We start from the raw sequence: 13,618 nt of genomic DNA on the forward strand, positions 1-13,618 counted from the left end.
ATGCCCTGACAGGTGCCGCAGGTCCAAATGCGGGAGCGGGTTTGCAGTGGCGAGCGGGCTTGCCCCGCGTTGGGCTGCGTAGCAGCCCTGAAACCAGACAACACTATTTACCTGGAAAAATGCGCTGTTCTTAACAGGGCTGCTTCGCAGCCCAACGCGGGGCAAGCCCGCTCGCCACAACTTGCCCTGAAACAGTGCGCAACGGCATACGTCAAATGACGTACACCGTTACGTCAGGCTGCGTATACCCGCGATGGCTCGCTGCCGCCATGCTGAACCCCTCATTGCAGAGGAGTCGCCCCATGGCACCACGATTGATCCGCTCCACACCGCTGTTGGCCTTGTCCTTACTGGCGGCCGCTCTGTTCAGCCAGGGCGTGCTGGCCGATAACGAAGGCCTGGCCGTGACCCCTACCGAAGTCACCGTCGGCCAGTTGCACTCGGCCACCGGCACCATGGCGATTTCCGAGACCGGCTCGATCCAGGCCGAGCGCCTGGCCATCGAACAGATCAACGCTTCGGGCGGGATCCTGGGACGCCAGATCAAAGTGATCCAGGAAGACGGCGCCTCCGACTGGCCGACCTTTGCCGAAAAAGCCAAGAAGCTGCTGGTCAACGACAAGGTCGCCGCCGTGTTCGGCTGCTGGACGTCGGCTTCACGCAAAGCCGTGCTGCCGATCTTCGAGAAAGAAAACGGCTTGCTCTACTACCCGACCTTCTATGAAGGCCTGGAACAGTCGAAAAACGTCATCTACACCGGCCAGGAAGCCACCCAGCAAATCCTCGCCAGCCTCGACTGGATCGCCAAGACCAAGGGCGCCAAGACCTTCTACCTGGTCGGCTCGGACTACATCTGGCCACGCACCTCAATGAAGATCGCGCGCAAGCACATTGAGAACGTGCTGCACGGCACCGTGGTTGGCGAAGACTACTACCCGCTGGGCAACACTCAGTTCGGCTCGTTGATCAACAAGGTCAAGCTGAAGAAGCCGGACGTGGTGTTTGCGGCCGTGGTCGGCGGCTCCAACGTGGCGTTCTACAAGCAACTCAATGCGGCGGGTGTGAATTCGTCCAAACAAACCCTGCTGACCCTGTCGGTCACCGAAGACGAATTGCTCGGCATCGGCGGCGAAAACATGGCCGGCTTCTACGCCTCGATGAAGTACTTCCAGAGCCTGGACAACCCGAACAACAAAGCCTTCGTCGAAGCCTTCAAGGCCAAGTACGGCAAGGACGCGGTCATCGGCGACGTGACCCAGGCGGCGTACCTCGGCCCTTGGTTGTGGAAAGCGGCGGTGGAGAAAGCCGGCAGTTTCGACGTGGATAAAGTCGTGGCGGCAAGCCCTGGCATCGAGCTGAAAAACGCGCCGGAAGGCTACGTGAAGATCCACGAGAACCATCACCTGTGGAGCAAGTCGCGTATCGGCGAAGTGCAGCCCAACGGGCAGTTCAAGGTGATCTACGAGTCGGATCTGATCGAGCCGAACCCGTTTCCCAAGGGTTACCAATAACCCCCAGGCACACTGAGTTTCAAACTGTGGGAGGGGGCTTGCCCCCGATAGCAGTGGGTCAGTCACCGCTTTATAAGCTGACCCACCCTCATCGCGGCAAGCCCCTTCCCACATAAGGCAAAACGGCACAAGCCTGCATTTCATCTCTCTGTAGGAGACCATCATCATGGAATGGCTATCGGAATTTGGAGCCATCGCGGCGATGCAGGGGTTCAACGGTTTGTCCGTGTTCTGCGTGCTGTTGCTGATGGCATTGGGGCTGGCGATCATTTTTGGCCAGATGGGCGTGATCAACATGGCCCACGGCGAGTTCCTGACCATCGGCGCCTACACCACCTACGTGTGTTCCAGCCTTACCGCGCACTTTGCGCCAAGCTTTCAACCCTATTACTTCTTCGTTGCCATTGCCCTGTCATTCCTTGTTGCCGGCGCGATCGGCTGGCTGGTGGAGTGGGCGATGATCAGCCGGTTGTACAAGCGTCCGCTGGACACCTTGCTCGCCACCTGGGGGTTGTCCCTGGTGATGCAGCAAACCTTTCGCTCGGTGTTCGGCGCGCGTGAAGTCAGCGCCGAACCGCCGGCCTGGCTGATGGGCTCGGTGAACTTCACCGATGCCATCGAGATCCCGCGCAACGGCCTGTTCATGATGGGCCTGACCCTGCTGCTGACCGCCGCGATCTTCCTGATGCTGTACCGCTCGCGCTGGGGCCTGCAGGTGCGCGCCACGGTGCAGAACCGCCTGATGAGCCGCGCGGTGGGCATCAATACGCGCAAGGTCGACCGCATGACCTTCGCCCTCGGCTGCGGCGTGGCCGGTGTCGCGGGCGCGGCGTTTACCACCATTGGCTCCACCGGGCCGACGGCGGGTTCGCAGTACATCGTCGACACCTTCCTGGTGGTGGTATTCGGCGGCGCGCAGAGCCTGTTCGGCACCATCGCCTCGGCGTTCGTGATCGCCCAGACCCAATCGCTGTCGGAGTTTTTCCTCAGTGGCTCGATGGCCAAGGTACTCACGTTGTCCTCGGTCATTCTGATCCTGATGCTGCGCCCGCAAGGGTTGTTCTCCATCAAAGTGCGCAAGTAGAGGCGAGCAGATGAAGGCTTTAGACAAGCTGCTGGGCGGCCAGCAAAACCTGATCGGTATCGTGTTGTTGGCATTGCTGGTACTGGTGGTATTTCCCCTGACCCTGGACGCGTTCCGCCTGAACATGGTCGGCAAATACCTGACCTATGCGTTTGTCGCCGTGGGCCTGGTGCTGTGCTGGGGCTATGGCGGCATTCTCAGCCTGGGGCAGGGTGTGTTCTTCGGCGTCGGCGGTTACTGCATGGCGATGTTCCTCAAGCTGGAAGCCTCCGACCCCGAGAGCACCAAGATCCAATCCACACCGGGCATCCCGGACTTCATGGACTGGAACCAGATCACCGAACTGCCCTGGCTGTGGCAGCCGTTTCACAGTTTCAGCTTCACGCTGGTAGCGGTGATTGCGGTGCCGGTGCTGCTGGCGTTAATCATCGGTATGGCGCTGTTCAAGCGGCGCGTGGGCGATGTGTATTTCTCCATCGTCACCCAGGCGATTGCGCTGATCCTTACCGTGCTGATCGTCGGCCAGCAAGGCCTGACCGGTGGCGTCAACGGCATCACCGACCTCAAGACCCTGCTGGGCTGGGACCTGCGCACCGACAGCGCGAAAATGATCCTGTACTTCATCAACGCCGGCTTGCTGTTCGGCTGCATCTTTATCGGCCGTTTTATCCTCGCGTCCAAGCTGGGCCGGCTGCTGATGGCGATGCGCGACAAAGAAGAGCGCGTGCGGTTTTCCGGCTACGACGTGGCCAGTTTCAAGATCTTTGTGTTCTGCGTGGCCGCCGCGTTTTCGGCGATTGGCGGGGCGATGTTTGCCTTGCAGGTGGGCTTTATGTCTCCGTCGTTCGTGGGCATCGTGCCGTCAATCGAGATGGTGATTTTCGCCGCGGTGGGCGGGCGCATGTCACTGCTCGGCGCGGTGTATGGCGCGCTGCTGGTGAACTACGGCAAGACCTACTTTTCCGAGTCCTTTCCTGAATTATGGCTGTACCTGATGGGCGGGCTGTTTATTGCCGTGGTCATGTATTTCCCCAATGGCCTGGCCGGGTTGTGGGACAGCCACGGTCGCCAGGCATTGGCCAGACTGCTGCGGCGCAAACCCGTGGCGGCGCCCCCGGTGAGTCCGGCGGTTAGACCCAAGGCTAAAAGCAACATCCTGGAGACCCAGCCATGACCGCCGTCGGCTTTGAAATGAAAAAACCGGTGTTGGCCATTGAAGGCCTCACCGTGTCGTTCGACGGCTTCAAGGCGGTCGACAACCTCAACTTGTATATCGACCGCAATGAAGTGCGCGTGGTCATCGGCCCCAATGGCGCCGGCAAGACCACGGTGCTCGACCTGATCTGCGGCAAAACCCGCGCTACCAGCGGCAGCATCCAGTTCGACGGCCAGGAACTGACCAGGATGCGCGAGTACAACATCGTGCGCGCCGGCGTGGGGCGCAAGTTCCAGAACCCGTCGATCTACGAAAACCTCACGGTGTTTGAAAACCTCGAGATGTCTTATCCCGCCGGGCGCAAGGTGTGGGGCGCGCTGTTTTTCAAGCGCAGCGCTCAGGTGGTTGCGCGGGTGGAAGAGGTGGCGCGGGAAATCTTCCTGGGTGATTTGCTGCAACAGCAGGCCGACCTGCTGTCCCACGGGCAAAAGCAGTGGCTGGAAATCGGCATGCTGCTGATGCAAGACCCGGAGTTGCTGATGCTCGACGAGCCGGTGGCAGGCATGAGCGTGAATGAGCGCGCGCAAACCGCCGAATTGCTCAACCGCATCAGCCAGGGCCGCTCGGTGCTGGTGATCGAGCACGACATGGAGTTCGTCAAAAGCATCGCGCATAAAGTCACGGTGCTGCACCAGGGCAAGGTGCTGGCCGAGGGCAGCATGGAGTCGGTGCAAAGCAACCCGAAAGTCATTGAAGTGTATTTGGGCCACTGAGGAATCCGGCATGTTCAAGATCGACCAGTTGTCCTGTGGTTACGGGCAGAGCCAGATCCTGCACGATCTGCAACTGAACGTGGCCAAGCGCGAGATCGTCGCGGTGATGGGCCGCAATGGCATGGGCAAGACCACGCTGTTCAAGAGCCTGATGGGCATTCTGCCGCAGTGGCAAGGCCAGGTCAGTGTGGACGGGCACGATGTGTCGGCGCTGGAAACCCACGAGCGGGTGGCGCGCGGGATTGCCTATGTGCCCCAGGGCCGCATGATTTTCCCGAGCATGACGGTGCTGGAAAATATCCAGACCGGGTTGCCAGCGTCGGCCCGCGGCAAGGTGCCGGAGGATTTGTATGCGCTGTTTCCGGTGCTGCATGACATGCAGTCGCGCAAGGGCGGCAACCTGTCCGGCGGGCAGCAACAGCAACTGGCGATTGCGCGGGCGCTAGCGACTAACCCCAAGGTGTTGTTGCTCGACGAGCCGACGGAGGGCATCCAGCCGTCGATCATCAAGGACATTGCGCGCACGCTCAAAGAGATTCGCAACCTGCGCGATTTGACCATCGTGGTGTCCGAACAGGTGCTGTCGTTCACCCTGGAGATTGCCGACCGCTTTCTGGTGATCGAGAAGGGCCGCTTCGTGATCGAAGAGACCCGCGACCGCGTGGATGAAGCGACCATCAGCCGCTACCTGTCCGTCTAAAACAACACAGTTCTAATGTGGGAGCGGGCTTGCTCGCGAAAGCGGTGTACCAGTCGACTTATCTGTTAACTGACACACCGCTTTCGCGAGCAAGCCCGCTCCCACAGTTGTTTTGTGTCTGCTTTGAAAATCTCATACGTCATCCAACGTATTTCCGGTTTTCCCTGGCTCCCCGAGACTGGATTCCACGCACCAGACCATCCGCCCAGGAGCCAGTCCATGACCGAAACGCTGATCAAAGTCGACCTCAACCAGCCCGTCACTGAAAACGAAAATATCCATAACCGCTGGCACCCGGATATCCCGATGGCGTGCTGGGTGAAGCCCGGCGATGACTTCATTCTGGAAACCTACGACTGGACCGCCGGCGCAATCAAGAACAATGACGATGCCAGTGACGTGCGCGACGTGGACCTGTCCACCGTGCATTACCTGTCAGGCCCGGTGGGTGTGCACGGCGCCGAGCCGGGTGATTTGCTGGTGGTGGACTTGCTCGATATCGGCGCCAAGGCGGATTCGCAATGGGGCTTCAACGGCTTCTTCTCACGGCAGAACGGCGGCGGTTTTCTCACCGATCATTTCCCCAGCGCGCAAAAAGCCATCTGGGATTTCAAAGGCATGTTCACCCGTTCGCGGCACATTCCGGGGGTTAACTTTGCCGGCCTGATCCACCCCGGCCTGATCGGCTGCCTGCCCGACCCGGTGATGCTCGCCGACTGGAACCGCCGCGAGCAGGAACTGATCGATACCAACCCGACCCGCGTGCCGCCGCTGGCCAATGCGCCACTGGCCACCACCGCGCACATGGGCAAGCTCAAGGGCCAGGCCCGTAACGACGCGGCTGCGACCGGCGCGCGCACGGTGCCGCCGCGTGAGCATGGCGGTAACTGCGATATCAAGGACCTGTCGCGCGGTTCGAAGATTTTTTTCCCGGTCTATGTCAACGGCGCCGGGTTGTCGGTGGGTGACCTGCACTTCAGCCAGGGCGACGGCGAGATCACCTTTTGCGGCGCCATCGAAATGGCCGGCTGGGTGCACATGAAGGTCGAGCTGATCAAGGGCGGCATGGCCAAGTATGGGATCAAGAACCCGGTGTTCAAGCCCAGCCCGATCACACCGAACTACAAGAACTACCTGATCTTCGAAGGCATCTCGGTGGACGAACAGGGCCAGCAGCACTACCTGGACGTCAACGTCGCCTACCGCCAGGCCTGCCTGAATGCGATCAACTACCTGACCAAGTTTGGCTACTCGCCGGCCCAGGGCTATGCCTTGCTCGGCTCGGCGCCGGTGCAGGGGCATATCAGCGGTGTGGTGGATATTCCGAATGCCTGCGCGACCTTGTGGCTGCCGACGGAAATCTTCGAGTTCGACATCAACCCCAATGCCAACGGCCCCACCCAGTTCCTCGACGGCAGCGTCGACCTGCCCATTGCCCCGGACCTGTAGCCATGCCGACTTACGAATATGCCTGTGACACCTGCGGCACGTTCACGATGTTGCGGCCCATCGCCCAACGCAACGAGCCCAGCCAGTGCCCGTACTGCGAAGGGCCGGGCGGCCCGCTCAGGGTCTCGGCCCCGGCACTGCAAACGCTGTCGGCCAACCAGCGCAAGGCTATCGCCGGCAACGAGCGCAGCGCCCATGCGCCGCAAACCGTCGGCGAATACCAGCAAAGCCGCAAACATCCGGCCGGTTGCAGCTGCTGCGGCACCCGCAAAAAAGTCGAGCCGAGCAAGGCCAACCCCTTGGGCCTCAAGACCAGGACCGGGCCACGGCCGTGGATGATCAGTCACTAGACCAGGAGTGATGTTATGCGTCATGGCGATATTTCCAGCAGCCCAGACACCGTCGGTGTCGCGGTGGTGAACTACAAGATGCCGCGCCTGCATTCCAAGGCCGAGGTCATCGACAACGCGAAGAAAATCGCCGGGATTATCCTCGGCATGAAGCAGGGCTTGCCCGGCATGGACCTGGTGGTGTTCCCCGAATACAGCACCATGGGCATCATGTACGACCACGACGAGATGATGGCCACGGCCGCGAGTATCCCCGGCGATGAGACCGCGATCTTCTCGGCAGCGTGCCGCCAGGCAAACACCTGGGGCGTATTTTCCCTGACCGGCGAGCGCCACGAGGAGCACCCGCACAAGGCGCCGTACAACACGCTGGTGTTGATCAATAACCTCGGCGAAATCGTGCAGCGCTACCGCAAGTGCATCCCGTGGTGCCCCATCGAGGGTTGGTATCCGGGTGACCGCACCTATGTGTGCGACGGGCCAAAGGGCATGAAGATCAGCCTGATTATCTGCGACGACGGCAATTACCCGGAGATCTGGCGCGACTGCGCGATGAAGGGCGCCGAGTTGATCGTGCGCTGTCAGGGTTATATGTACCCGGCCAAAGAGCAGCAGGTGCAGATGTCCAAGAGCATGGCCTGGGCGAATAACTGCTATGTGGCAGTGGCCAACGCGGCGGGGTTCGATGGGGTGTATTCGTACTTCGGCCACTCGGCGATCATCGGCTTTGACGGGCGCACCCTGGGTGAGTGCGGCGAGGAAGAGATGGGCATCCAGTACGCGCAACTGTCGGTGTCGCAGATTCGCGATGCGCGGGCCAACGACCAGTCGCAGAACCACCTGTTCAAGTTGCTGCACCGTGGCTATACCGGCATGCATGCCTCGGGCGATGGCGACAAGGGCGTGGCGGACTGCCCGTTCGAGTTCTACCGCACCTGGGTGCTGGACGCGCAAAAGGCCCAGGAGAATGTCGAAAAAATCACCCGCAGCACCGTGGGTGTCGCCGAGTGCCCGGTGGGGCAACTGCCCCATGGCGGCAAAGAAAAAGGGGTGGAGTAGGGCATGCGGTTTACCTTTGAACCGGCGCAGGTGATGGCGCTGTTGCGCAGTCGCATCGTTGGCCAGGAGGCGGCGCTGGCGCAGGTGGAGCGGCTGCTCAAGGTGGTCAAGGCCGATATCGGCGAGCGCGATCGGCCATTGAGCGTCAACCTGTTCATGGGCCCGACCGGCGTGGGCAAAACCGAAATCGTGCGCCTGCTGGCCCAGGCGCTGCATGGCCGGGCCGACGGGTTTTGCCGCATCGACATGCACACCCTGGCCCAGGAGCATTACGCCGCCGCGCTGACCGGCGCGCCGCCGGGGTACGTGGGCAGCAAGGAAGGCATCAGCCTGTTCAACAGCGAATTGATCCAGGGCAGCTACAGCCGCCCTGGCATCGTGTTGTTCGATGAACTGGAAAAAGCCAGCCAGGAGGTGGTGCGCAGCCTGCTGGGCATTCTTGAAAACGGCCAACTGACCCTGGCGGGTGGCACGCGCACCCTGGATTTTCGTAACAGCCTGATTTTCATGACCAGCAACATCGGCGCGCACCAGGCGCGTCGGCATCGCCAACGCTTCGCTCAGGGCTGGCGGCGGCTGCTGCGGGTATTTGTGCGGGGCGAAGCGGCGGTGTTGGAAGAGGCGTTGCACGGGCATTTCGAGCCGGAGTTTCTCAACCGCATCGATCGTATCCTGATGTTCGAACCCCTCGACAAGCGCTGGCTTGATGCGCTGCTGGACGTGGAGCTGGAGAAGCTCAATCAGCGTCTGGCGGCGCACCAGCGCTCATTAAGCATGGATGCGTCGGCAAGGGCATGGTTGTGTCGCCAGCACGACGCACGGTTTGGCGCGCGTGCGCTGGGCCGTCGTGTACGGGTGGAGCTGGAGCCGGCGATCGCGGAGTGCTTGCTGCGCGATCCTGCTGTGCAAGGGATGCGAGTAACGGTGCGGGGTGAACACTTGGACGTTTCGCGACAATAGCCTTGCATGCTGACCAATTAGGGCTAATATGATCCGGGTAAAACAAATAACATCCGGGTAATAAGCCATGCCTACGCAACACACACCGCTGTGCACTGCCTTCTTCCGTCACCAGCGCGTGGCGGCCGGCGCCTATTCGGCGGTGGCCGAAACCCTGGCAGGGCTGGACCTGACAGCCGGCACCTTCCTGGTCTTTGATGACGCCACCGGCGCCCAAGTCGATTACCCATGGCCTGGCGGTTATGTGCCCGAGCAACCCGCAGACACAGCAATCGACGAAGAGCTTCCCGCAGCCCCAACGGTGGGCCGCCCGAAGCTGGGTGTGGTCGCGCGGGAAGTTACGCTGCTGCCGCGCCACTGGGAATGGCTGGGCCAACAACCCGGCGGCGCCTCGGCGGCCTTGCGCCGGTTGGTGGATGAAGCGCGAAATGCCAGCGCTGGCCGTGATCAGGCGCGTCTGGCCAAGGAAGCCAGCTATCGTTTCATGAGCGCCATCGGCGGCGACCTGCCTGGGTTTGAAGACGCCTCACGGGCATTGTTCGCTGAAGATGCGGCGGCCTTCGCCGGTAAGATCGGGCACTGGCCGAAGGATGTGCAGACGTACCTGGCCTGGCTGTCGCGCAATGCTTTCCCCGTCTAACAATAATTCCGGGACTCGAACGACCATGGAAGTCACTCAGCAACGGCCGTTGTGGCAGATCTACCTGATTTTTTTGGCACCGATGGTGCTGTCCAATTTTCTGCAAAGCTTTTCCGGCACCCTCAACGGCATCTATGTCGGGCAAATGCTCGGCACCCAGGCACTGGCGGCGGTGTCGGGGATGTTTCCCATCGTGTTTTTCTTTATTGCCCTGGTGATCGGCCTGGGGGCGGGCGCTTCGGTGCTGATCGGCCAGGCCTGGGGCGCGCAGGAAACCGGAATGGTGAAGGTGATCACCGGTGCGACGCTGACCCTTGGCGCCCTGGTAGGCCTGATCGCGGCGGTGCTCGGCAGCCTGTTCGCGCGCCCGGCCCTGCAGGCGCTGGGCACCCCGATGGATGTGCTCGACGATGCCGTGGGTTATGCCCAGGTGATGATGCTGATCATGCCGCTGCTGTTGGTCTTCATCCTCTACACCCAGTTGCTGCGCGGCGTCAGTGACACGATCTCGCCGCTGCTGGCGCTGATGGTCTCGACCCTGATCGGCCTGTTGCTGACGCCGGCGCTGATTCGCGGCTGGATCGGCCTGCCGCCCATGGGCATCCAGAGCGCGGTGTACGCGGGGCTGGTCGGTAATGCCTCGGCGATGCTGTTTTTGATCCTGCGCCTGCGCCACAAGAACCATGTGATGGCGCCGGACCGTGAGTTGCTGGCTGCCTTGCGCCTGGACCGGGCGATCCTCGGCAAAGTGCTGCGCATCGGCTTGCCGACCGGCTTGCAGATGGTGGTGTTGTCGCTGTCCGAATTGGTCATTCTTGCGCTGGTCAACAGCCACGGTTCCCAGGCCACGGCGGCGTATGGCGCGGTGACGCAGATCGTCAATTATGTGCAGTTCCCGGCGCTGTCGATTGCCATTACCGCTTCGATCCTCGGTGCCCAGGCGATTGGCGCCGGGCGCCTGGAGCGAATCGGGCCGATCCTGCGCACCGGCCTGTTGATCAACACCTGCCTGACCGGTGGATTGATTGTGCTCGGCTACCTGTTGTCGCACTGGCTGCTGGGGCTGTTCATCACCGACGACGCCGCGCGGCTTAATGCCGAGCACCTGCTGCACATTATGCTCTGGAGCGTTTTGGTCTTCGGCTTTCAGGCGGTGGTGGGCGGCATCATGCGCGCCAGCGGCGTGGTGCTGATGCCGGTCGCCATCTCGATTTTCTGCGTACTGTGTGTGGAGCTGCCGATGGCGTATGTGCTCAATGCGCATTTCGGCCTGCAAGGTGTGTGGATGGCGTTTCCGGTGACCTACCTGGCGATGCTGGCGCTGCAGACTGCGTATTACCGGCTGGTGTGGCGGCACAAGCAGATCAAGCGGCTGGTGTAGCGCGGGCTTATTGCTTCAAGCCGCGCAGCAGTAACTCCAGACCTTGCAAGCCTTGCTCCAGGCGATCGCCCGGGTGTTCATCGCGGGCGATCCACAGCGCGGTGTTGACCAGGCTGCCATTGATCAACTGCGCCAGCGCGACGCTGGGGCCCTGTTCAATGGCACCGGCCTGCATCAAGCCCTCAAGCAACTGGCACAGCGACGCGACGCAGTGTTGCTGCGACCCGGTATCGCCGAGCACGGCCGGCGCATCCTGCAAAACGATGCGTTGGATTTCGTCGTCCTGGGCCATGCGCAAATACGTTCGGCAGCGTTCGCGAAAACCTTCCCACGGGTGCTGGGCCTGATCGGTGATGTGCTGCAGTCGCGCGTCCATTTCGCTGTCGAGTTGGGCAACCACGGCGGCCAACAGGCCTTTCTTGTCACCAAAGTGGTGGTACAACGCACCACGGGTCAGGCCGGCGCGCGCGGTGAAGTCGTCCATCGACGTGTTGGCATAGCCCTGTGTGGCGAAGGCTTGGCGGGCGCTGGCGATCAGGCGGGCGCGGGTTTCTTCGATTATTTCGGCACGGGCTCGGCTCATGGGGTGGGCTCGCGAGGGTGTTTGAGGGTTTGACATACGCTGCGTATGTTACGCATGATTTGCCACATACGCACCGTATGTATTTTGCCCTGATGCCTGCCGATAGCAAGCTTCAAGGTCTTGAGCAAGAGGTCAAGCAGGATGGCAAATCCCTACGCCGAGTTGTTCCACGCCCCTGGCAGCCGGGCTTTTGTACTGGCCGGCATGCTTGCGCGCATGCCGATATCGATGACCGGTATCGGCCTGATCACCATGCTGTCGCAAGTGCATGGCGGCTTTGGCCTGGCGGGCGCGGTGGCGGCGGTGTTTGCCTTGGCCACGGCGTTTTGTGCGCCGCAGGTTTCGCGGTTAGTGGACCGCTACAGCCAGGGCAGGGTGCTGCCGATAGCAGCGCTGATTGGCGGTGGGGCGTTGTTGCTGTTGCTGTTGTGCACCTGGTTGCAGGCGCCAAGCTGGACGTTGTTTGTGTTCGCCGCCCTGGCCGGTTGCATGCCCAATATGTCGGCCATGGTGCGGGCGCGCTGGACCGAGTTGTACCGCGGCCAGCCCAAGTTGCAGACCGCGTTTGCCCTTGAGTCGGTGCTCGACGAGGTCTGTTTCATCATCGGCCCGCCGATCTCGGTGGGCCTGAGTGTGGTGCTGTTCCCGCAAGCCGGACCCTTGGTGGCAGCGCTGCTGCTGGCGGTGGGGGTGACCACCTTCGTGCTGCAACGCGCAACTGAGCCGCCGGTGCATGAACATCAGGACCATCACGGCCGCTGGCTGATCGCCTCACCGTCGGTACTGATCCTGATGATCCTGTTGCTGGCCATGGGCGTGATTGTCGGCGTGGTGGACGTGGTCAGCGTCGCATTCGCCCAGCATCAAGGCCAACCGGCGGCGGCAAGCATCGTGCTTTCGGTGTATGCCATTGGCTCGTGCCTGGCGGGGTTGGCGTTCGGCACGCTCAAGCTCAAGGCGCCGTTGCCCCGCCAGTTTCTGTTCTGCGGCGTGGCGACGGCGTTGACCACCTTGCCGTTGTTGCTGGTGACAAATATCCCCGGGCTGGCCGTGGCCATCTTCATCTCAGGCTTGTTCTTTGCCCCGACGCTGATCGTGTCCATGGCCCTGGTGGAGCGGATCGTCCCGCCCAGCCGCCTGACCGAAGGCATGACCTGGCTGATCACCGGCCTGAGTATCGGGGTGGCCATTGGTGCCGCCAGCTCGGGTTGGATGATCGACCATTTCGGCGCCACCAGCGGGTTCTGGGTGGCGCTGGTGGCGGGTGCGGTGGTGCTGGGCTCAGCGCTGCTGGGCTATCGAAGGTTGGGCTGATCAGCCGATCGCCGGAGAAGGTTCTGCGCAATGATGTTGCAAAAACTCATTCAGCGCCTGGCGCGTCAGGTCATTGAGCGTCACTTTCTTACGGGTCGCTGCCAGGGCTGCAGCCAGATGCAGGTCATGGCCGACCCGCACGTTGAAGGAACCCTTGCACGGTTTCTCCGGTGTTTGCCCGAGGGTGTGGCACGTCGCGAGGTAGTCTTCCACGGCCTCTCGAAAGGCCACGTCCAGCTCCGCGACGGTTTTGCCCTCATAGCTGACCAGCGCCTTGATAAACAGCACTTTGCCAAACAGGCAATTGTCTTCGAGGCTGGCTTCGATAGAGCCGATGTAGCCGTTGTGTTTCAGTTGGTTGTTCACTGAATCAGTTCTCCTGATTTCAATTGTTCGATGATCTGGCGCCGAATGTAGTGTTTCAGTTCGTTGCCGGGGTGAGGCTTGTGCAAGGTGATCATTGCACTGGGGTCGCCGATGTCGAATTTGACGCGGCTTCCAGCCCCTTCAATCTGTGTGTAGCCAAGACGCTTGAGTAGCGTTTCGAGCTCTGGCCAGGTAAAGGCCATGCGCTCGTTGAGCAGTTTGGCGAGCAGCTTTTCATTTTTGGACACGGCGTTCCCTGCGTGTAACTAAATGTAGTTGCAAAAAGTGGTGT

Annotated in this window: 15 protein-coding genes; 12 read left to right on the forward strand and 3 right to left on the reverse strand. The window is 61.4% G+C overall.

Going from position 1 to position 13,618, the window contains the following annotated elements; genetic code table 11:
* Positions 1–302 precede the first annotated feature (302 nt).
* The 11 genes from urtA to ACM530_RS23530 all read left to right on the forward strand — a co-directional run bounded on the left by urtA (position 303) and on the right by ACM530_RS23530 (position 11,063).
* A complete protein-coding gene (gene urtA, locus ACM530_RS23480) occupies positions 303–1,511 on the forward strand; it encodes an urea ABC transporter substrate-binding protein (RefSeq protein ID WP_369303273.1) in 1,209 nt (402 codons plus the stop codon).
* A gap of 166 nt (positions 1,512–1,677) precedes the next feature.
* Positions 1,678–2,595, forward strand: coding sequence for an urea ABC transporter permease subunit UrtB (gene urtB, locus ACM530_RS23485; RefSeq protein WP_177410123.1), 918 nt, complete (start codon positions 1,678–1,680; stop codon positions 2,593–2,595).
* 10 nt (positions 2,596–2,605) lie between these two features.
* On the forward strand, positions 2,606–3,769 hold the full coding sequence (urtC, locus tag ACM530_RS23490; protein ID WP_416363283.1) for an urea ABC transporter permease subunit UrtC: 1,164 nt from the start codon (positions 2,606–2,608) through the stop codon (positions 3,767–3,769).
* Positions 3,766–4,524: an urea ABC transporter ATP-binding protein UrtD gene (urtD, locus tag ACM530_RS23495; protein ID WP_159957340.1), complete on the forward strand. Its 759-nt coding sequence runs from the start codon at positions 3,766–3,768 to the stop codon at positions 4,522–4,524. Before urtC ends, urtD begins: the two co-directional genes overlap by 4 nt.
* A 10-nt stretch (positions 4,525–4,534) precedes the next feature.
* Positions 4,535–5,224: an urea ABC transporter ATP-binding subunit UrtE gene (gene urtE, locus ACM530_RS23500; protein WP_145165737.1), complete on the forward strand. Its 690-nt coding sequence runs from the start codon at positions 4,535–4,537 to the stop codon at positions 5,222–5,224.
* Positions 5,225–5,443: 219 nt separating this feature from the next.
* Positions 5,444–6,673 (forward strand): formamidase, encoded by a 1,230-nt coding sequence (gene fmdA / locus ACM530_RS23505; RefSeq protein WP_416363284.1) that lies wholly within the window; start codon positions 5,444–5,446, stop codon positions 6,671–6,673.
* 2 nt (positions 6,674–6,675) lie between these two features.
* The gene (locus ACM530_RS23510; RefSeq protein WP_145165735.1) at positions 6,676–7,023 is read left to right on the forward strand and encodes an FmdB family zinc ribbon protein; all 348 of its coding nucleotides are present in this window, start codon (positions 6,676–6,678) and stop codon (positions 7,021–7,023) included.
* A 15-nt stretch (positions 7,024–7,038) separates the two neighbouring features.
* Positions 7,039–8,082: an aliphatic amidase gene (locus ACM530_RS23515; protein WP_404483125.1), complete on the forward strand. Its 1,044-nt coding sequence runs from the start codon at positions 7,039–7,041 to the stop codon at positions 8,080–8,082.
* A gap of 3 nt (positions 8,083–8,085) precedes the next feature.
* A complete protein-coding gene (locus tag ACM530_RS23520; protein ID WP_145165733.1) occupies positions 8,086–9,042 on the forward strand; it encodes an AAA family ATPase in 957 nt (318 codons plus the stop codon).
* Between the two features lie 67 nt (positions 9,043–9,109).
* Complete coding sequence (locus ACM530_RS23525) at positions 9,110–9,682, forward strand: DUF2239 family protein (RefSeq protein ID WP_416363285.1); 573 nt, start codon at positions 9,110–9,112, stop codon at positions 9,680–9,682.
* Positions 9,683–9,707: 25 nt separating this feature from the next.
* Entirely contained in the window at positions 9,708–11,063 is a 1,356-nt protein-coding gene (locus tag ACM530_RS23530; RefSeq protein WP_242198400.1) for an MATE family efflux transporter, read from the forward strand.
* Positions 11,064–11,070: 7 nt separating this feature from the next.
* Here the strand turns inward: ACM530_RS23530 and ACM530_RS23535 are convergent, their stop codons facing one another.
* Complete coding sequence (locus tag ACM530_RS23535; protein ID WP_416363286.1) at positions 11,071–11,646, reverse strand: TetR/AcrR family transcriptional regulator; 576 nt, start codon at positions 11,644–11,646, stop codon at positions 11,071–11,073.
* A gap of 141 nt (positions 11,647–11,787) precedes the next feature.
* Here ACM530_RS23535 and ACM530_RS23540 point away from each other — a divergent pair, with 141 nt between their 5' ends.
* The gene (locus ACM530_RS23540) at positions 11,788–12,960 is read left to right on the forward strand and encodes an MFS transporter (protein WP_262206136.1); all 1,173 of its coding nucleotides are present in this window, start codon (positions 11,788–11,790) and stop codon (positions 12,958–12,960) included.
* Here the strand turns inward: ACM530_RS23540 and ACM530_RS23545 are convergent, their stop codons facing one another.
* Both ACM530_RS23545 and ACM530_RS23550 read right to left on the reverse strand, forming a co-directional pair.
* Entirely contained in the window at positions 12,961–13,326 is a 366-nt protein-coding gene (locus ACM530_RS23545) for a type II toxin-antitoxin system HicB family antitoxin (RefSeq protein WP_145165728.1), read from the reverse strand.
* The gene (locus tag ACM530_RS23550; RefSeq protein WP_262206135.1) at positions 13,323–13,574 is read right to left on the reverse strand and encodes a type II toxin-antitoxin system HicA family toxin; all 252 of its coding nucleotides are present in this window, start codon (positions 13,572–13,574) and stop codon (positions 13,323–13,325) included. The genes ACM530_RS23545 and ACM530_RS23550 overlap by 4 nt, the downstream gene beginning before the upstream one ends.
* Positions 13,575–13,618 lie beyond the last annotated feature (44 nt).

The organism is Pseudomonas sp. NFX183 (assembly GCF_047943075.1).
Lineage (GTDB): Bacteria > Pseudomonadota > Gammaproteobacteria > Pseudomonadales > Pseudomonadaceae > Aquipseudomonas.